This window comes from Spartinivicinus ruber (assembly GCF_011009015.1).
Lineage (GTDB): Bacteria > Pseudomonadota > Gammaproteobacteria > Pseudomonadales > Zooshikellaceae > Spartinivicinus > Spartinivicinus ruber.
The window spans coordinates 4890728-4910466 of sequence record NZ_CP048878.1; the positions used below are offsets into that span (position 1 = coordinate 4890728).

13 protein-coding genes are annotated in these 19739 nt (G+C 43.5%); 5 read left to right on the forward strand and 8 right to left on the reverse strand.

Features of this window, described 5'->3' with window-relative positions; all coding sequences use genetic code 11:
- Nucleotides 1–12: 12 nt before the first annotated feature.
- Nucleotides 13–3918 carry a phosphoribosylformylglycinamidine synthase gene (gene purL / locus G4Y78_RS22255; RefSeq protein WP_163835091.1) on the reverse strand — a complete coding sequence of 1302 codons (3906 nt, stop codon included), beginning with the start codon at nt 3916–3918 and terminating at the stop codon, nt 13–15.
- A 362-nt stretch (nt 3919–4280) separates the two neighbouring features.
- On the opposite strand from purL, the gene mltF reads away from it, so the two are divergent.
- A complete protein-coding gene (mltF, locus tag G4Y78_RS22260) occupies nt 4281–5711 on the forward strand; it encodes a membrane-bound lytic murein transglycosylase MltF (protein WP_163835092.1) in 1431 nt (476 codons plus the stop codon).
- A 3-nt stretch (nt 5712–5714) separates the two neighbouring features.
- Here the strand turns inward: mltF and tadA are convergent, their stop codons facing one another.
- Nucleotides 5715–6221 carry a tRNA adenosine(34) deaminase TadA gene (gene tadA / locus G4Y78_RS22265; protein ID WP_163835093.1) on the reverse strand — a complete coding sequence of 169 codons (507 nt, stop codon included), beginning with the start codon at nt 6219–6221 and terminating at the stop codon, nt 5715–5717.
- 87 nt (nt 6222–6308) lie between these two features.
- Here tadA and G4Y78_RS22270 point away from each other — a divergent pair, with 87 nt between their 5' ends.
- The 3 genes from G4Y78_RS22270 to folM all read left to right on the forward strand — a co-directional run bounded on the left by G4Y78_RS22270 (nt 6309) and on the right by folM (nt 9878).
- The gene (locus G4Y78_RS22270) at nt 6309–7547 is read left to right on the forward strand and encodes an HDOD domain-containing protein (protein ID WP_163835094.1); all 1239 of its coding nucleotides are present in this window, start codon (nt 6309–6311) and stop codon (nt 7545–7547) included.
- A gap of 124 nt (nt 7548–7671) precedes the next feature.
- Nucleotides 7672–9054: a class II fumarate hydratase gene (locus G4Y78_RS22275; protein WP_163835095.1), complete on the forward strand. Its 1383-nt coding sequence runs from the start codon at nt 7672–7674 to the stop codon at nt 9052–9054.
- A 98-nt stretch (nt 9055–9152) separates the two neighbouring features.
- Nucleotides 9153–9878 (forward strand): dihydromonapterin reductase, encoded by a 726-nt coding sequence (gene folM, locus G4Y78_RS22280; RefSeq protein WP_163835096.1) that lies wholly within the window; start codon nt 9153–9155, stop codon nt 9876–9878.
- A 10-nt stretch (nt 9879–9888) separates the two neighbouring features.
- On the opposite strand, the gene G4Y78_RS22285 is transcribed toward folM, so the two are convergent.
- The 4 genes from G4Y78_RS22285 to guaB form a co-directional block, all read right to left on the reverse strand.
- Complete coding sequence (locus G4Y78_RS22285; RefSeq protein WP_163835097.1) at nt 9889–11493, reverse strand: Na+/H+ antiporter NhaC family protein; 1605 nt, start codon at nt 11491–11493, stop codon at nt 9889–9891.
- Nucleotides 11494–11569: 76 nt separating this feature from the next.
- Nucleotides 11570–12046 (reverse strand): Dps family protein, encoded by a 477-nt coding sequence (locus G4Y78_RS22290; protein WP_329604899.1) that lies wholly within the window; start codon nt 12044–12046, stop codon nt 11570–11572.
- A gap of 193 nt (nt 12047–12239) precedes the next feature.
- Nucleotides 12240–13817 (reverse strand): glutamine-hydrolyzing GMP synthase, encoded by a 1578-nt coding sequence (guaA, locus tag G4Y78_RS22295; protein ID WP_163835098.1) that lies wholly within the window; start codon nt 13815–13817, stop codon nt 12240–12242.
- Between the two features lie 78 nt (nt 13818–13895).
- The gene (gene guaB / locus G4Y78_RS22300) at nt 13896–15365 is read right to left on the reverse strand and encodes an IMP dehydrogenase (RefSeq protein WP_163835099.1); all 1470 of its coding nucleotides are present in this window, start codon (nt 15363–15365) and stop codon (nt 13896–13898) included.
- Nucleotides 15366–15474: 109 nt separating this feature from the next.
- Between guaB and xseA the strand changes: the two genes are divergently transcribed.
- Nucleotides 15475–16869 carry an exodeoxyribonuclease VII large subunit gene (gene xseA / locus G4Y78_RS22305; protein WP_163835100.1) on the forward strand — a complete coding sequence of 465 codons (1395 nt, stop codon included), beginning with the start codon at nt 15475–15477 and terminating at the stop codon, nt 16867–16869.
- Nucleotides 16870–16947: 78 nt separating this feature from the next.
- Here the strand turns inward: xseA and der are convergent, their stop codons facing one another.
- Together der and bamB are read right to left on the reverse strand one after the other, a co-directional pair.
- Nucleotides 16948–18420: a ribosome biogenesis GTPase Der gene (gene der / locus G4Y78_RS22310; protein WP_163835101.1), complete on the reverse strand. Its 1473-nt coding sequence runs from the start codon at nt 18418–18420 to the stop codon at nt 16948–16950.
- A 138-nt stretch (nt 18421–18558) separates the two neighbouring features.
- Nucleotides 18559–19731, reverse strand: coding sequence for an outer membrane protein assembly factor BamB (bamB, locus tag G4Y78_RS22315; protein ID WP_163835102.1), 1173 nt, complete (start codon nt 19729–19731; stop codon nt 18559–18561).
- Nucleotides 19732–19739 lie beyond the last annotated feature (8 nt).

The following is a 19739-nucleotide window of genomic DNA, read 5'->3' on the forward strand; positions in this document are numbered from 1 at the left end:
GCTAATTTAAGCTTACCCAAGCCAGACTCGTGCATTTTGGAACAAACGTAACCAGGGAGAATCTTCACCCCAGTTATTAGGCGCCCAAGAATATTGCACTGTCCGGAACACCCGCTCAGGGTGCGGCATCATAATAGTGACCCGGCCATCTATAGTCGTTACCCCAGTCACCCCTGTTGGAGAGCCATTTGGGTTAGCAGGATAGACTTCAGTGGCCTGACCATGATTGTCAACATAACGTAAGGCAACTTGTTGTGATGCTTCAAGCTGTTGCTGGTGGTTACCCGAAAACTCAGCAAAACCTTCACCATGGGAAACAGCTATTGGCATCCGAGAACCAACCATTCCCTTCAATAAAATTGATGGTGACTCTTGCACCTTAACCATTGCCAAACGTGCTTCAAATTGCTCTGATTGGTTACGAACAAAATGAGGCCAATGCTCAGCACCTGGAATCAGCTCTCGCAGGTTAGAAAACATCTGGCAGCCATTACATACACCCAAGGCGAAAGTGTCCTGTCTGGCAAAGTAATCAGAAAACTGCTGTCTGGCCACATCATTGAACAAAATTGACTTTGCCCAACCTTCACCAGCACCAAGCACGTCTCCGTACGAAAACCCTCCACAGGCTGCCATGCCTTTAAAATCAGCCAGTGACACTTTGCCTGCCAGTACATCACTCATATGAACATCAACGGCCGTAAAGCCTGCCCGATCAAAAGCAGCAGCCATTTCAACTTGGCTGTTCACACCTTGCTCACGCAATACTGCCAGTTTGGGTTTGGCAGATAAATTCAAGTAAGTTGCTGTAATATTTTCCTCAGGTTTAAAGCTCAATTCAGCATGCAGCCCTGGGTCATTTTGCTCCAACAACTGGTCAAACTCTTGTTGCGCACAATCAGGGTTATCTCGCAGAGCTTGAATTTGATAACTGGTTTCAGCCCACCAACGCTGATACTGCTGACGACTATTACTAAGCACTTGTTGGCCATTCAGTACAAACTCCACTTGCTGGACATTATTAAGCTGACCAATCTCATGAACCAGATTAGCAATACCGGCTTGCTCAAACTGCTGCTTAACTGCACCCAAGTCAGATTGTTTTACTTGAATGACTGCCCCTAGCTCTTCGGCAAATAACACCTCAGCCAGCTCATCTTGACTACTAGCAAGCCCAGATAATTCAACAGAAACACCAACACGCCCTGCAAAAGCCATTTCAACTAATGTGGCAAACAAGCCCCCATCAGATCGGTCATGGTAAGCCAACAGCTTTTGCTCAGCATTTAATGCTTGAATAGAAGAGAAGAAACCTTTTAATTGCTGAGGCTCATCCAAGTCTGCAGGCTGTTGACCAACGGCATTATAAACTTGTGCTAATGCTGAGCCACCCAACCGATTCTTACCTTGACCTAGGTCGATTAGTAATAGCGCCGTTTCTCCCTTATCTACTCTTAGTTGTGGCGTCAAAGACAAACGCGCATCCTCAACAGGGGCAAATGCTGAAATAATCAATGACAATGGGGAAGTTACCGATTTATCACTACCCTGCTCATCTTTCCACTGGGTTTTCATCGACATAGAGTCCTTACCCACTGGAATAGTAATCCCCAACTCTGGACACAACTCCATACCTACTGTTTTTACTGTGTCATAGAGGTTAGCATCTTCTCCTGGGTGGCCTGCAGCAGCCATCCAATTGGCAGAAAGCTTGATATCACTGATTTGCTTGATTCTGGCTGAAGCAATATTGGTAACGGCCTCACCAATTGCCATCCGCCCTGAGGCTGGCGCATCCAATATTGCAACTGGAGTACGCTCTCCCATTGCCATGGCTTCGCCAGTAAAGCTGCTCAAAGTCGAGGTAGTAACGGCTGCATCCGCAACAGGTACCTGCCAGGGACCAACCATTTGATCACGAGCCACCAAACCTGTAACCGTACGATCACCAATGGTTATCAAGAAACTCTTACTGGCAACTGCAGGTAGTTTCAGCACCCGTTCAGCTGCTTCAGCCAGATCAATTTGCTTGCTATCAAACGCTGGGTGTTCTGTTTTAACCCGAGCTACCTCCCTATGCATACGAGGTGGTTTGCCCAGTAATACCTCAAGCGGCATTTCCACGGGCTTATCGTTAAAGTGATTATCAGTAACTACCAAGTCTTTGGCTTCAGTAGCTTCACCCACAATGGCATAAGGACAACGCTCACGCTGACAAATGACCTCAAACTGGGCTAGGTTTTCTGGCGCAACTGCTAATACATAGCGCTCTTGAGATTCATTACACCAGATTGCCAACGGTGGCATGCCCGGTTCATCATTGGGGATATTACGCAGCTCAAATTTCCCCCCTCGCTCGCCATCATTTACCAGTTCTGGAAAAGCGTTAGAGAGCCCTCCTGCTCCCACATCGTGAATAAAAGCTATCGGGGTTTCAGTACCTAACTGCCAGCACTGATCAATAACTTCCTGACAACGACGCTCCATTTCAGGGTTATCTCGCTGTACTGAAGCAAAGTCCAAGTCCTCGGTACTCTCGCCGGTAGTCATGGATGAAGCCGCCCCCCCCCCCAGTCCGATCTGCATTGCAGGGCCACCAAGCACAATAAGTTTGGCACCAACGGATATTTCGCCTTTTTCTACATGCTCACCACGGATATTGCCCAAACCTCCAGCAATCATAATTGGCTTGTGGTAGCCTCTAACTTCTTCACCATTAGGGCCTTTGACAGCCTGTTCATAGGTTCGAAAATAGCCACACAAATTAGGCCGACCAAACTCATTATTAAAGCCTGCTCCTCCTAAAGGCCCTTCCACCATAATATCCAATGCAGACACAATTCGGTTTGGCTTACCATTGTCAATTTCCCATGGTTGAGTAAAACCTGGAATTTTTAAATTGGAAACACTAAACCCGGTTAAGCCTGCTTTTGGCTTAGCACCACATCCGGTTGCACCCTCATCTCGAATTTCACCACCCGAGCCTGTTGATGCACCAGGGTAAGGCGCAATCGCGGTTGGGTGGTTATGAGTTTCCACCTTCATAAGAATGTGGACTGGCTCTTGGTTATAGCCATACTCTTTGGTAACTGGATTAGGGAAAAATCGACCTGCCAAAGGTCCCTCAATCACTGCAGCATTATCTTTATAGGCAGATAACACCCCTTCTCGATGCATTTGGTAAGTATTTTTGATCATTGCAAATAGCGAGCAATCTTGCTGCTCACCATCAATTGACCAGCTGGCATTAAATATTTTATGCCGACAATGCTCTGAGTTTGCCTGAGCAAACATCATCAGCTCGACATCAGTAGGATTACGCTGCAGTTTGTTTTGATAACTGTCGTGTAGATAATCTATTTCATCATCAGCCAAGGCTAAACCCAATGTCGTATTTGCCTGAACTAATGCATCCCTTCCTCCCTCCAATACAGAAACATGGCTTAGAGGTGCTGGTGTGTTATCTGTAAATAATGCTGTCGCTTCATCTGTGGTATAGCACACCGCCTGGGTCATTCGATCATAAAGTAACTTAGCTAATGCTTGTAGTTGTGTTTTGCTGAGCGATGCTTTGGTTACAACAAAATAAGCGATTCCACGTTCAATTCGCTTTATTTTTTGTAGACCGCAGTTATGGGCTATATTGGTTGCCTTACTTGACCATGGCGAAATGGTCCCTGGCCGGGGAATCACTAACAACCTATCTCCTTGTGCTTGATGCTCCTTAGTACTAGGACCATAGGTCAGCAGCTTGGTTAGAACAGTTTGTTCTTTAACAGATAATGGCTCTGCTAAATCCACCAAATGGATATATTCTGCATAAATATCAGTTGTTTCCGGATGAAGCTGGTTTAGCTTTTGCAGCAGTTTCTGACGACGAAAGTCGGATAGTGCAGGGGTTCCACGCAACTCAAGCATTCTAGGACCTCTGAGTGAGCGATGAGGGTTGAAAATCGGGCGTATCATACTTTATCTGACCTCAAGCAGCTACTTGTCTAATAGGTCAACACTACTCCCGATTTTCCAATTGTAGATAAGTTAACCCGGATGTTTTATGAATTTGCATAAAAATTGCGCCGAGCCCCTGTTTAAAAGTACATGGGGCTTTTACAGATAAATTCTCTTGGCCACACGTATCAAGGAATACGGGTAATCAAGAGAGTTGTTTCTGTGGAAGTAATGAGCAAGCAAGGTTATGCACAACTTTATGAAACATGCAGGTTCAAGTATGATGGCCGAAAAATTGTGATGTACATCATGCAAGTATTTTATTTAACCGAATGACTGGTTGTTTATCAAACAATACAACAGCAAGATTTTTGCTGACTTTTTTTGTTTGTCTGTTGCTTTCAGGTTGCGAACAACCCACCTCATTGCAACAAGTTAAACGACAAAAAGAGTTGATTATTGTCACGCGCAATAGCCCGACCACTTATTATCAAGGCAAAGAGACGCCTACCGGCTTTGAATATGAGTTAGCCAAACGTTTTGCCAAAGAACTTGGCGTAAAGTTAAAAATCATCACGGCCAACTCACTACCAGATATTTTTAATGCACTTACTGATAATGGTGCTGCACAACGAATAAGCCTAGCAGCTGCTGGACTAGCAGTTACTGATCAGCGACAACAGCAAGTGCGCTTTAGTCAACCCTACATGGATGTTAATCAGCAGCTAATTTATAACGCTAAACTTAAGCACCCTAAATCTTTTGCCGACCTAACTTCTGGTAAGTTTGTTGTACTCGCAGGTTCAAGCCATGCTGAACGCCTTAAGCGGTACAGCGACCAAATCCCTATTCCTTGGGAAACTACTGAAGTACACGAAAATATTGATCTGTTAAGAATGGTTAATGATGGCGAGATTGACTACACCGTTGTCGACTCCAATGAGCTCGCTATGAATTATATTTATTTTCCCAATATCCGAGTCGGCTTTGACCTTGCTCCCAGCGATAAACTGGCTTGGGCATTTCCTAATAGTGTTGATGCCAGTTTAATTAACCGGGCTAATTTGTTTTTTACCAAAATTAAAGCAAATGGCACCTTAGCTCACCTTTATGAGCGTTTTTATGGTCATGTCGAGCAAGTGAGTTACGTAGGGGTTAAAACCTTTACCAAACAAATGAAAAAGCGATTACCTAAATACCGTGACTACTTTGAGTACGCAGCCGAAGAATATGACATGGATTGGCGGTTACTCGCCTCAATTGGTTATCAGGAATCCCATTGGCGACCAAAAGCCAAGTCACCCACAGGGGTGAGAGGTCTAATGATGTTAACCCGTGCAACTGCCAAAGAAATGGGAGTTTCAAACCGATTAAATCCCAAACAAAGTATTATTGGTGGAAGCCGCTACTTTAAAAAAATCAAAGCCCGGATTAATGAAGATATTAAAGAGCCAGACCGAACTTGGATGGCACTGGCTGCATATAATGTAGGCTATGGCCATTTACAGGATGCAAGAAAGTTAACTGAAAAGCGTGGTGGCGATCCAAACAAATGGGTAGATGTAAAGGAAAGCTTACCGCTGCTTTCCAAAAAACAGTGGTATCAACAAACCAAATATGGCTATGCAAGAGGCTATGAGCCAGTGCTATATGTACAGAACATTCGCCGCTACTACGACTTGCTACAGTGGTTCACGGTACCGCAAATCGAAAACCTGCCCGTTGCTAAAAGTGATCACTCCCCTGGGGTAAAAGACGGTTAAGTATTATTTGTCTTTTTGCTGCTTAATCTGTTTATGTGCTTGACGACGCAACTTAAAAAAATTAGACAACTGTTGTCCACACTCTGAAGCTAATACGCCTCCTGTCACCTCAACCGTATGGTTCATCTGAGGCTGGCTAAATACATCAGTTACACTACCAGCAGCACCGGCTTTAGGCTCATAAGCACCGAACACCAACCGCTTAACCCGACTATGAATAATGGCGCCTGCACACATGGTACAAGGCTCCAATGTGACATAAAGATCACAATCAATAAGACGATAGTTATGTAAATGCTGGGCAGCTGCCATTAAAGCCATAATTTCAGCATGGGCGACTGGGTTATGACTACTGATTGGCTGGTTAAAGCCTGATCCTATTATTTGGCCTTGATATACAACAATTGCCCCTACAGGTACTTCACCAGCACTTTCCCCTTGCTTGGCTAGCTTGATGGCATGATGCATCCAGTTAATATCAGCTTGATTATGACTACTTGCCACTGTCATTATTTGGTCTCTAGTGATTTTACCTAGGCTACACTAAGAAAAGATAACCCTATTAGTGAATAGAATTTTCCAGCCAAGGAACAGGCAATGGAAAAAAACAACCAACCTTCGATTAAAGCTCTCAAACGCTTTACTAGCTTTGAAAAGCTCAACAATCAGCAACTGATACTCATTGCTGCCGCTTGCGAACAACTGTCAATTGGGCCTAAAAAAGTTTTGTTTAATATTGGTGAAACCGACGACAAAGAATATTACCTACTGAGTGGAACCATAAAACTGACTGCCGCCGATGGCATCAGTAAAACTATTGTAGCGAATACCAAAGAAGCAACGACACCACTGGCAAGACTTAAGCCTAGGCTGTTTAAAGGAGAAGCCTCCGAAAAAAGCCAGCTATTAGTGTTTGACCAAAGCCGACTTGATCAGTTTTTAAGTGATACCAAAATGTCTTTAAGTTCACTGATTCATGAAGATGAAGAAGATGAACTGTCTTTCTTTGATAAATTTTCTGACGATCTAGCCGAAAACAGACTGCAACTGCCTTCATTACCTCAAGTTACCATTGCAGTAAAAGAAGAACTTCAACAAAGCAATAACCATCTCAAGGACATCACTAATATTCTAAAGCAAGACCCGATTATTGCTGCCAAAGTCCTAGCCGCTGCTAACAGCCCTCTTTTTAGGGGGATAGCCCCTTGTGATACACTTTCTGGTGCAATTTCCCGGCTAGGCACCCAAGTTACTGAGCAACTGGTGATTGCTGTTAGTCTACAAGAATTATTACAAGTCAAAAACCGTCTGCTACAGGGAAAAATTAATGAGTTTTGGCGGGAAAGTGTAGAAGTGGCCTGTTTAAGTCATGCTTTAGCTAAACATAGTAGCCAATTTAATCCTGAAAAAGCACTATTAGTTGGCCTGGTACACAACATTGGTTTTATTCCTATTGTGCTATATGCAGACAATGCAGATAAGGAATGCTCTATTGCTGAGCTAAATGAGCTTAACCGCGAATATGGCCGACGAATGACCCAGGCCATTTTGCATAAGTGGAATTTTCCCACTGATATTACCGAAGCAGTCTTACACAGCCATGACTGGTATTATGTCAGCAGCCGACCGGAAGATTACAGTAACCTATTAATAATGGCACAGTTACACTATGCAATGTTTAACCGTAAACACTTTTCTAGTATTCCCCGCATTAGCCTGATACCTGCCTCAAAATATATTGGTATTAGTGAATTCAACCCTCAATTTAGCCTACAAGTTAAAAGAGAAGCCGATAAAAGCATGGAGAGTTTTAGCGCTTTAATGACCAAAAATTAATCTACAGCCACTCAAAACCAGCATCTGTGTGAAGCAACAAATTTGATGGTTAGTATGGAATAACTGGTTATGGAAAATAAGAATAAAAATCATTACTATTAACAAAACCCAAGACAGGTGAGTTATGACTGAGTTTCGTATTGAAAAAGACAGTATGGGTGAGCTACAGGTTCCTGCTAACGCCCTGTATGCAGCACAAACACAACGGGCGATTAACAACTTTCCCATCAGCAACCTAGCAATGCCAGCCTTATTTATTAGAGCATTAGCTCTAGTCAAAAAAGCCGCTGCATTAACCAATATCGAACTAGGCCTGTTAGCAAAACCTATTGGCGAAGCTATTGCTGATGCCGCTCAACAAATCAGTCATGGTCAACACCTCGACCAATTTCCTGTTGATGTTTTCCAAACAGGCTCTGGCACCAGCAGTAATATGAATATGAATGAAGTATTGGCTACCTTAGCCAGCCAGAAACTGAATGAAACTGTCAGCCCTAATGACCATGTGAATATGGGGCAAAGTAGTAATGATGTAATTCCAACTGCCATTCATGTCAGTGCCTCAATTGGCCTAAAAGAACAACTATTACCAGCACTAAATCATTTAAAGAAATGTTTAACCAACAAAGCTAACCAGTTGACTGAATATACCAAGACTGGGCGTACCCATTTAATGGATGCTATGCCTGTTTCCATGAAACAAGAACTAGATGGCTGGGCCTTACAAGTTGCCAACGGTATTGATCGACTAGAAACAACTCTGCCGCGACTCCACAAATTGGCACAAGGTGGTACTGCTGTAGGCACTGGGATTAACGCCCACCCCGAATTTGCTAGTAAAATGGCTGCCCGGTTAGGTGTTGAGACTGGCTTGGCTCTAGAACCCAATGATAATTTCTTCGAAAGTTTAAGCAGCCAAGATGCTGCAGCAGAGTTATCCGGTCAATTAAAAACTGTTGCCGTTAGCCTGATGAAAATTGCTAACGATTTACGTTGGATGAACAGTGGTCCACTAGCTGGTTTGGGTGAAATTGAATTACCCGCATTACAGCCCGGCAGTAGCATTATGCCTGGTAAAGTAAACCCGGTCATTCCAGAAGCTGTTGCTATGATTGCAGCCCAAGTGATCGGAAATGACAGCACAATTACCGTTGGTGCACAATCAGGTAATTTCCAGTTAAACGTCATGCTACCCGTAATTGCCTATAACTTATTGCAAAGTATTGAGTTACTGGCAAATGGAGCCACCGTACTGGCAGATAAAGCGATTAAGGGCTTTAAAGTACGTGAAGATAATTTGAAAGAGCCTTTGGCCAAAAACCCCATTTTAGTCACGGCTTTAAATCCTATTATCGGCTATTTAAAAGCTGCTGAAATTGCTAAAAAAGCTTATCAGGAAAGCCGTCCAATTATTGATGTGGCAGAAGAGTCTACAGATTTAAGTCGTGAAGAGTTAATGAAGTTACTCGACCCAGCTAAACTTACAGAGGGTGGTATTCAAGGGTAGCTTTCTTTCTATTGGGAGGTGCATTTCCTCCCCTTCTATTTCAGGCTTTTTTTCAGGCATAATGACAGTGCCTAATAAAAAAGTAAGACTTTGACCTTATGTTTAAGCCATCAACAGCACCTATTTTAATCACTGGAGGCGCCCAACGAGTTGGCTTTCACTGTGCCCAACGTTTTGCTGAGCTGGGCCAGCCAGTTATTATTAGCTACCGCCAACACCATGAGAATTTAGATAAACTCACTGACCTTGGCGTTAAATGTATTCAAGCTGATTTTTCTAGCCCAGAGCGAATACTAAATTTTATTCAGGAACTTACCAATACAGCCTCTTCTTTACGGGCTATTGTTCATAACGCGTCAAGCTGGTTGACAGAAGAAAATACCGAAATGCCACCCGAGCAGTTAATGAGCATCATGACCCAAGTGCATATGATGGCACCCTATTTAATAAACTTACACTGCAAATCATTGTTGGAAAAAGCAAAGGAAGCCACCACGGATATTATTCACATCACTGACTGTGTAGTGGCAAAAGGTAGTTACTCCCATATTGCTTATACGGCAAGTAAAGCGGGACTGGACAATATGACCCGCTCATTTGCTAAACAATATGCGCCTGATATTAAAGTGAATGCAATTGCTCCAGCGTTATTAATGTTTCACCCTGATGACCCGGCAGACTACAAGCAAAAATCGCTTAGTAAATCATTATTAGGCATTGAGCCAGGCCCAGAGGTTCTTTACGAGGCACTTTGCTTTTTGCTAGGTAACCGCTATATGACTGGACACACCCTAGCACTGGATGGTGGTAGGGCGCTTAAATAATAAAGGAGCTTCAAGAAGGCATTGCTTGTAGGTTATCCGTAGTCGCTTTTCTTCCAGCCAGCCATTTTAATGCCACCAGCATAATTACAAAAGCGACAGTTGATACTAGTAAACCAGCAATAACAGAATCAGCTACTCCCATTGCAATAAAGCCGCAGCCAGCGACTAATGCTACCGCAAGACTGTACGGCAGTTGGGTCATCACATGATCAATATGGTGACAGCCAGCACCCGTGGAAGAAAGAATAGTCGTGTCAGAAATAGGAGAACAATGATCACCAAACACAGAGCCTGCTAATACCGCCGCTAACGCTGGCAGCATTAAACTGATTTCAATAGCAGCAGCCATATCACCAGCAATAGGCAACATAATGCCAAATGTTCCCCAACTAGTTCCCGTAGCAAATGCCATTGCTCCAGCTACCACAAATAAAATAACAGGCAACAACTGAGGGCTTAACCAGCTTTCTACCAGGCTTGATAAATATAAGCCAGTTGCTAACTCCTTAATTAGTCCTGTCAGCACCCAGGCAAAAATTAAAATAATAATGGCAGAAAGCATGGACTGACATCCCTTAATAACCCCCTTTACCATTTCACTCGTTGTCAAACGCTCCTTGACTGCGATAGCCAGTGTAACGACTGTGCCCACCAAACCACCATATAACATAGCACCAGCAGGGTCACAATTTTCAAATGCACCTAGTAGAGTGACGGGTATATTATCGGCCACTAACACTTGATAGCCGGTAAACCAAACAAAAAATAACGTGGCAACTATCAAGGCAATAATCGGTAGCACCAACTGATAAACTTTACCTTCTCGCTCGTTATTAAAACTAACCGTACCCGCAGGCTTGCCCTTGGACTGATCATATAACTGACCGTTAGCTGCCATGGACTCATGATGCTTCATGGAGCCAATATCCAGTTTTAAATAAATAACCGCCAACACCATTAACAAAGCAAAAATGGCATACAAATTCATTGGAATCATTTCAACAAATGCGGTTAGTGGAGCCTGACTGCTAAGCTCGTGAGTGGCAAGCACACTGCCGATAAGTGCAATAATATAGGCTCCCCAGCTGGAAATTGGGGTAATTACAACAACAGGCGCTGCTGTCGAATCAATAATATAAGCCAGCTTTGCTCGAGAAACTTTATGCTGGTCTGTTAGTGGACGACTGGTGCTCCCCACTGCAAGGCTGTTAAAGTAATCATCAATAAAAACAATAATACCTAACAAGAAAGTAGCCAGTTGTGCTCCTTGGCCTGTCTTCACCCGCTGCCGTGCCCAACGACCAAATGCTTTGGCACCACCTAGCAGCGTTACCATACTGGTAATGACCCCAAGTAGTAGCAAAAACAGCATGATATCCACTTTACCGTGGTTAATGCTGCCAGCCTGGCCATTTTCTCCAACATCCCAAAAAATACTTAATACAGCTTTACCTAAATGCTCAATGCTGGCTAAAACAGCGCCACCATTTAATAGTAATATGCCAGCAAAAATGCCTGCTCCCAGAGAGACAAGCACTCGGCGAGTAATAATCGCTAAAGCAATCGCTACTACAGGTGGTAGTAATGACCATGCATTCGGCACGGAAAAGTCCATTAAGCAGCCCCTTAATTCAGTTTAAATTAAGCCCTGCATTATACCGAGTGACTAACAAATGAGAACCGCTTTGTTTTTACAGCATACTTCTCAGCATCCAGGCATTTTTTTCGTGCAAACGCATTCGATCTGAAATTAATCCAACTGTAGATTCATCATCTGCCTCTTGAGCAGCAGGTAATATTTCTCTAGATGTTCTTACTACTGTTTCATTGGCTTCAGCTAATAACTTCACCATCTCATTAGCCGAAGGTACACCATCAACTTCTTTTATGGCAGAAAGCTGAGCAAACTGTTTGTATGTACCAGGAGCAGGATAGCCTAAGGTACGAATTCGCTCGGCAATTTCATCCACTGCTGTCGCCAATTCAGTATATTGTTCTTCAAACATTAAATGTAAATCACGGAACTGGGGACCAGTCACATTCCAATGGAAGTTATGGGTCATTAAATACAAGGTGTAGCTATCAGCTAATAAGCGAGAAGTACTTAATGCAACCTTTTCCCGTGCTTCAGCTGAAATACCAATATTGACATCTTGTACTTGTTTCATCACGCTCTCCTCAACCATTTGCAATCTATCCAGATCATTGGTGGATAGTATAGAAGTCATCAGACATACAAGAAATTTAATTATTTTTACAGCTACAATAGATAGAACTAATAAAGGCTTAACCCATGGACTTCAAGCGCTTCCAAAAAAACGGGCTATTAAGCCCGTTTTTTGCGTATTTATTACTTTGCCGTTATTCCCACTCAATCGTCGCAGGCGGCTTGCTCGACACATCATAAGTAACTCGAGAAATACCACTAATTTCATTAATAATTCGATTAGATACTTTCTCAAGTAGCTCATAAGGTAAATGTGCCCAACGAGCAGTCATAAAGTCGATCGTTTCTACGGCACGTAAAGCAACAACGTACTCATAACGACGGCCATCACCCACTACACCAACAGACTTCACTGGTAGAAATACGGCAAATGCCTGACTGGTTTTATGATACCAGTCTGCATTATGTAACTCTTCGATAAAAATGGCATCAGCTTGGCGGAGAATATCAGCGTACTCTTTTTTCACTTCGCCTAAAATCCGCACGCCTAGTCCTGGGCCTGGGAATGGATGACGATAGACCATGTCGTAAGGTAAACCTAGCTCTAAACCTATTTTACGGACTTCATCCTTAAATAATTCACGTAGTGGCTCAACTAATTCGAAAGCCATATCTTCAGGTAGCCCACCAACATTATGATGCGATTTAATGACATGGGCTTTTCCGGTTTTGGCCCCAGCTGATTCAATAACATCGGGGTAAATAGTCCCCTGAGCTAAGAACTTTACGTCCTTTAGTTTTGTTGCTTCTTGATCAAATACTTCAATAAAAGTATTACCAATAATTTTCCGTTTTTGCTCAGGATCATTAACGCCTGTTAATTTATTTAAAAATAAATCTTCAGCATCAGCACGAATGACATTAACCCCCATGTTCTCTGCAAACATAGCCATCACCTGATCACCTTCCTGGAGGCGTAATAAGCCATTATCCACAAAGACACAGGTTAGCTGATCGCCAATAGCCTTATGTAACAGCGCAGCAACAACAGAAGAGTCAACCCCTCCAGACAACCCCAGTAGTACTTTATTATTACCGACTTGCTCCCTTACTCTATTAATTAAATCATCAATAATATTACTAGCAGTCCATAAAGGCTTACAGCCTGCGATATCTAATACAAAACGCTCTAAAATCCGCTTACCTTGTTTAGTATGAGTGACTTCTGGATGAAACTGCACGCCATAAAAGTTCTTTTCTGCATTTTCCATTGCAGCAATTGGACAACTGTCGGTTTTCGCAACTAATGTAAAGCCTTCAGGTAATTGGGTAACTTTATCCCCATGACTCATCCAAACGTCTAAAGATAAAACCCCTTCGCTGCTGACATGATCTTCTATTCCGTCAAATAGCTTTCCTGGTGCTGACAGGTCAACCTGAGCATAGCCAAACTCTTGCTTGGTAGAACAGGACACCTTTCCACCAAACTGCTCAGCCATCGTTTGCATTCCGTAACAAATACCAAGTACAGGTATATTTAACTGAAAAAGAGCTTCTGGCGCACGTGGAGAGTTTTCAGCTGCAACAGATTCAGGCCCACCCGCCAGAATAACCGCCTTTGGATTAAATGCTTTAATCGCCTCAGGCTCCATATCAAACGGATGGATTTCAGAGTAAACGCCAATCTCACGCACTCGCCTTGCAATTAGCTGAGTATATTGAGAGCCAAAATCCAAAATTAAGACACGTTCCGCATGAATATCTAAAGACATAACTAATCTCAAAAAATCATCAGGGTAAAAGAGCAGCGGGGCTGATAATCAGCCCCGCTTTGCTATCTAAAACCTACTTTAACCAACCCTGTAGTTGGGTGCTTCCTTAGTAATTGTCACGTCATGGACATGACTCTCAAGCATTCCCGCATTAGTGATACGAACAAATTGTGGCACTGTCCGCATGGTTTGAATATCTGGGCTGCCGGTGTACCCCATTGATGCTCTCAAACCACCAATCATTTGGTGAAGGATACTAGCCATAGGCCCTTTATAAGGTACTCGGCCTTCAATGCCTTCTGGTACCAGTTTTTCAACACCGGCCTGTGCATCTTGGAAGTAACGGTCACTAGAACCTGATGCCTGTGACATTGCTCCTAAAGAGCCCATACCGCGGTACGCTTTATAGCTTCGACCTTGGTAAAGCTCTACTTCACCTGGAGCTTCTTCAGTACCAGCAAGCATACTTCCCATCATTACACAGCTAGCACCTGCCACAATAGCTTTAGCAATATCACCAGAATAACGGACACCACCATCGGCAATCACAGGAATATTGTCATTTTTTAATGCTTCAACAACACTAGCTACAGCTGTTACCTGAGGTACTCCAATGCCCGTTACCACTCGGGTGGTACAAATAGAGCCTGGACCAATCCCCACTTTCACAGCATCAGCACCTGCGGCAGCAAGTGCCTTAGCCGCCTCAGCAGTAGCTATATTACCGCCAATGACTTGAATGTGAGGGAAGTGCTTTTTAACCCAAGCAACCCGATCAAGCACACCTTTAGAGTGGCCATGTGCAGTATCAACTACAACAACATCAACACCAGCCTCAACCAATGCAGCTACCCGCTCTTCAGTTTCAACCCCCGTGCCTACTGCTGCACCTACCCGCAGTTGACCTGCTGCATCTTTACAAGCATTTGGGAAATCTTGTGCTTTTTGAATATCTTTAACAGTCATCATCCCGGTCAGGTTGAATTTATCATCAACCACCAAGACTTTTTCAATGCGATGCTTGTGTAATAACTGTTGTACTTGGTTTGGATCAGCCCCTTCTTTTACTGTTACCAGTTTTTCTTTCGGGGTCATTATTTCCGAAACCAGTGTATTTAGCTCAGAAACAAAGCGAACGTCGCGACTGGTGACAATCCCTACCAAGTCACCGTTTTGCATAACGGGTACACCTGAGATTTTATTCTGGCGGGTAAGGTCCAATAGTTGTCTAACTGTTGCCCCAGCCTCAATCGTGATAGGATCTTTCACCACACCACTTTCGTGTTTTTTAACCGCACGAACATGGTAAGCCTGATCAGCAATGGTCATGTTTTTATGAATAATGCCAATACCGCCCTCTTGGGCCATGGCGATGGCAAGCTGGGATTCTGTTACTGTATCCATTGCTGCAGATACCAGAGGAATATTCAGCTGAATTCCCCGGGTTAGCTGGGTTTTTAAAGATACATCTTTAGGCAGTACTTCAGAGTAACCTGGAACTAATAAAACATCGTCAAATGTTAAGGCTTCTTGGGCAACGCGCAACATACTATGTCTACCGTATTGGCTTGCAAGGTGGGTAAATAAATCCCGCCAGTATAGCTTTTTTAGCCACTGCTAACAATATCGACTGTTTTTAAAATCGTCTAAGGCTGCTATGACCATACCAACAGCGGACCCCTATACTTCCCAAACGACTCCAGAGCGGCAAGTGCTTAGCGTTAGTCAGCTCAATCAACAGGTACGCCGACTGCTGGAAATTAGCTTAGGCCAGATTTGGGTAGAAGGTGAAATTTCCAATCTGGCGATTCCTTCCTCTGGGCATTGGTACTTCACTCTGAAAGATGCTAACGCTCAAGTCCGTTGCGCCATGTTCCGCAACCGCAACCAACGACTAGGCTTTATTCCTGAAGAAGGCAGCCAAGTTTTAGTACGAGCCAAAGTGAGTTTGTATGAAGGTCGTGGAGACTACCAGCTAATTGCAGAATACTTGGAAGAATCTGGTGATGGAGCCCTAAGACGAGCATTTGAGCAGTTAAAGCAAAAGTTGGCGCAACAGGGCTTTTTTGAGGAAGCACATAAGCGGCCTATTCCCGAACTGCCGAAACATATTGGGGTTGTCACCTCTCCTTCTGGTGCTGCCATTCATGATATTTTGTCAGTGTTGAAACGACGCTTTCCTGCTATTCCAATCACCTTGTTCCCTACTGCGGTTCAGGGTAAAGAAGCCGCACCACAAATCGTCGCTGCGATTACAGCGGCTGAACGCTACGGCCAGTGCGATGTGTTAATTGTAGGTAGAGGTGGTGGATCGCTGGAAGACCTATGGCCATTTAATGAAGAAATAGTTGCTCATGCGATTTATAACTGCTCAATCCCCATAGTCAGCGCAGTAGGGCATGAAGTAGATTTTACTATCGCTGATTTCACTGCTGACTTAAGAGCTCCCACTCCTTCAGCTGCCGCAGAAATGCTTAGCAGCGTTACCCAGCAAGAGTGGCTATCAATCATCTCAAACTACCAAACATTACTAACGGAAAAGTTAAAAAGCACCCTTGCTTTTCATCAGCACCAATTAACCAGTTTACAAAAAAGACTTCGACATCCCGGCCACCGCTTGCAAGAATTCAGTCAACGGTTTGATGATTTGGAAATTCGTTTAAAGCAGGCAATGGATAAAAAGTTAATTATTGCCAAAAATCGACTTCAAATTCAGCACAACACTATTCAGCAACTGTCACCTGCTAAACAACTATTGCAATATAAACAATATACTCAACTGCTAAATAACCGTCTATTCCATAGCACTCAGCAAGCATTAAAAAACAACCAGCTTAAAGTACAGCATGCAGCTAAGCAGTTACAGATGGTCAGCCCACTCGCCACTTTAAGCCGAGGCTACTCGATTACCTTAACTGAAGACAAAAATCTGGCTGTTCGCTCTTATAGTGAGGTAAAACCTGGTGATCAGGTGGTTACATTGTTGGCTGATGGAGAAATTAGCTGTCGTGTAGAAAAAACAACAAAGCATAGAGTTTTAAAGACTAATTAGAGGTGCCCTAAAGCAAAAAGCCCTGATGTTATTATTGATCAGGGCTTTTTCTTGCACGCAGTTGATCCTTGTGTATGGCTAGCTTTTTTTCTTACGCTTCTTCTTATGCTCTGCTTTTTTCACATGCTTCATCAGGCGTTTTTTCTTATTTACCTGACGATCTGATAATTTATTCTTTTTCCCTGCATAAGGGTTTTCCCCCCCTTTAAATTCAATGCGTATTGGGGTACCAACAATTTTTAATTCCCGGCGAAAGGTATTTTCCAGGTAGCGCTGGTAGCTAGCAGGCACGTCACCAGTCTGATTACCATGAATAACAATAATCGGTGGATTACTGCCACCCATATGAGCATAACGCAGCTTAATTCGGTTACCTCTTACCAGCGGTGGCTGATGCTCAGTAACGGCATCTTCCAATAAGCGAGTTAATTGATTTGTAGACCAACGACTGGTAGCAGCTTGATAGGCTTCTTCGACAGACTGGTATAAATTCCCTACCCCTGAGCCATGAAGTGCTGAAATGTAGTGAATACGGGCAAAATTAATAAAACCCAAGCGACGTTCTAGTTCTTCTTTAACCTGAGTTTTCATATCCGTGTCCATGCCATCCCACTTATTCAGCGCAATAACAATGGCCCGGCCCGATTCTAGAATAAAACTCAATAAATGCAGGTCTTGGTCAACCAAACCTTCTTTGGCGTCTAAAACCAAAATTACGACATTAGCATCACTAATCGCTTGTAGGGTTTTAACCACAGAAAATTTTTCAACAGCTTCTTTGACTTTACCGCGACGGCGTACACCTGCGGTATCAATTAAGGTATATTTTTTTTCCTGTCGCTCAAATGGAATATAAATACTATCGCGCGTGGTGCCTGCATGGTCAAAGACCACTACCCGGTCTTCACCCAACATTCTATTCACTAATGTGGATTTACCTACATTTGGGCGCCCGACAATGCCTATTTTGATACCCTGAGCTTTTTGCTCATTTTCAGTTGTGTACTGTTGCTCCTCAGCTTCCTCTTCTTCTGCTAATAACCCTGCCACTTCTTCAGGGTTAGGGAAATGGGACAAAACTTCATTTATCAGGGATTTGACACCACGCCCATGTGCTGCAGCGATACCTGCAACATTCGCAATACCAAGCTCATAAAAGTCAGCCAAGGCAGCATCAGCATCTAAACCATCCAATTTATTCACAACTAAATAGGCTGACTTATTATGCACCCTCAAGTGCTTGGCAATCATTTCATCGGCTGGAGTTAGCCCTGTACGAGCATCCACCAAAAACAATACGGCATCGGCTTCATCAATAGCTTGCAGTGACTGGCCAGCCATCATGGCATCTATGCCTTCCTCATTGCCACTAATACCACCAGTGTCGATTACGAGGTAATTACGATTACCGAGCTTTCCTTCTCCATACTGACGGTCACGGGTTAAACCTGAATAGTTAGCAACTAGCGCATCTCTTGAACGCGTTAGCCGGTTAAACAGGGTTGACTTACCTACATTCGGCCTACCCACAAGAGCAATGACTGGTGTCATAACATTTCCTACAACTTCAAAAGCACACCAAGTGCTGAATTAACCCAATGATAGGTTATTAATCACTTAATAAATATTTATAACAACAAACGGCTGCTTGTGGTTACAAGCAGCCGTTTTCAAATAAGGCAGGATGGTTTATTTAACAATTTCCAGAGCAGTCAGATCACCATCATTGCTATAGATATAAACAAATACACCATCAGTTATTGGCTGAGTACGAATTCCAGAACTATCCACTTTAACTCTTCCTGCGAACTGCCCTTCTAACTGAGATATATAGTGAACATAGCCCTCAAAATCACCGACCACTACATAGTTACTGATTGGTGTTGGTGCAGTGATTTTGCGATTTTCCAAGTCCTGCTGCTGCCATAATGTTGAGCTAGAGCTGGCATCAATAGCAGTTACATAGCTTTGGTTATCAGATAAATATAAGTTACCAAACCCTTGCGATAAACCTTCTACACTAGATGCTTTGCGTTGCCATAAGACTTCACCACTGCGTGGATCAAGTGCAACTAGCTGACCTTGATAACTAACAGCATAAATGACCCCTTCATGGAAAAGCGGAGTTGCATCAATATCTACGATTCTCTCCAGTTCATTACGTCCTTGCGGAACCGCTACTCGCTGCTCCCAAACCTGAATCCCTTTGTCAGCAGCAAATGCCTTCATTTTCCCATCAGAAAAACCACTGACAGCCAAACCTTTAATCAACAGAGGTGAGCTAGTACCGCGCAGAGTTAATACTGGTGGGTTACCTTCATAAATCCAAATACGTTTGCCTGTTTCTGCATCTAAACCCACCAGCTTATCATCAATACTTCGAGCAATAACAACTTGTCCATCAGTTTGTGGTGCGGCAAGTACTTCACTGGTTAACTGAGCCTTCCATAAAACTTTGCCATTATCCTGGCTTAAGGCAATAACTTCTCCAGTTTCAGTGCCAACTAGCACTTTGCCATGGCCAGCTGTTACACCACCACTTACTGGTAGCTCCAGCTCAACCTCCCACAGTTCATCACCTGAGTCACGGTCTAAGGCAACGACTTCACCGTGTACATCACTGGCAAAAATCCGATTACCATCAATTGCTGGGGTTAATTTATAGTATTTATCATCATAGCCCTCACCCACCTGGTGGTTCCAAACCTCACGAACCTTAATGGTGTTTTCAATATCGGTTAAAGGCTTAGGTTCTAATGCTGAATCACTATCATCAGAGTCGAACAAGCTACAACCAGACAGCAAAGTTATGAGGGCCGCTGTGCTGACTAGCTTGAGGAACGTGCAACTATTTGGTTTCACTCAACACC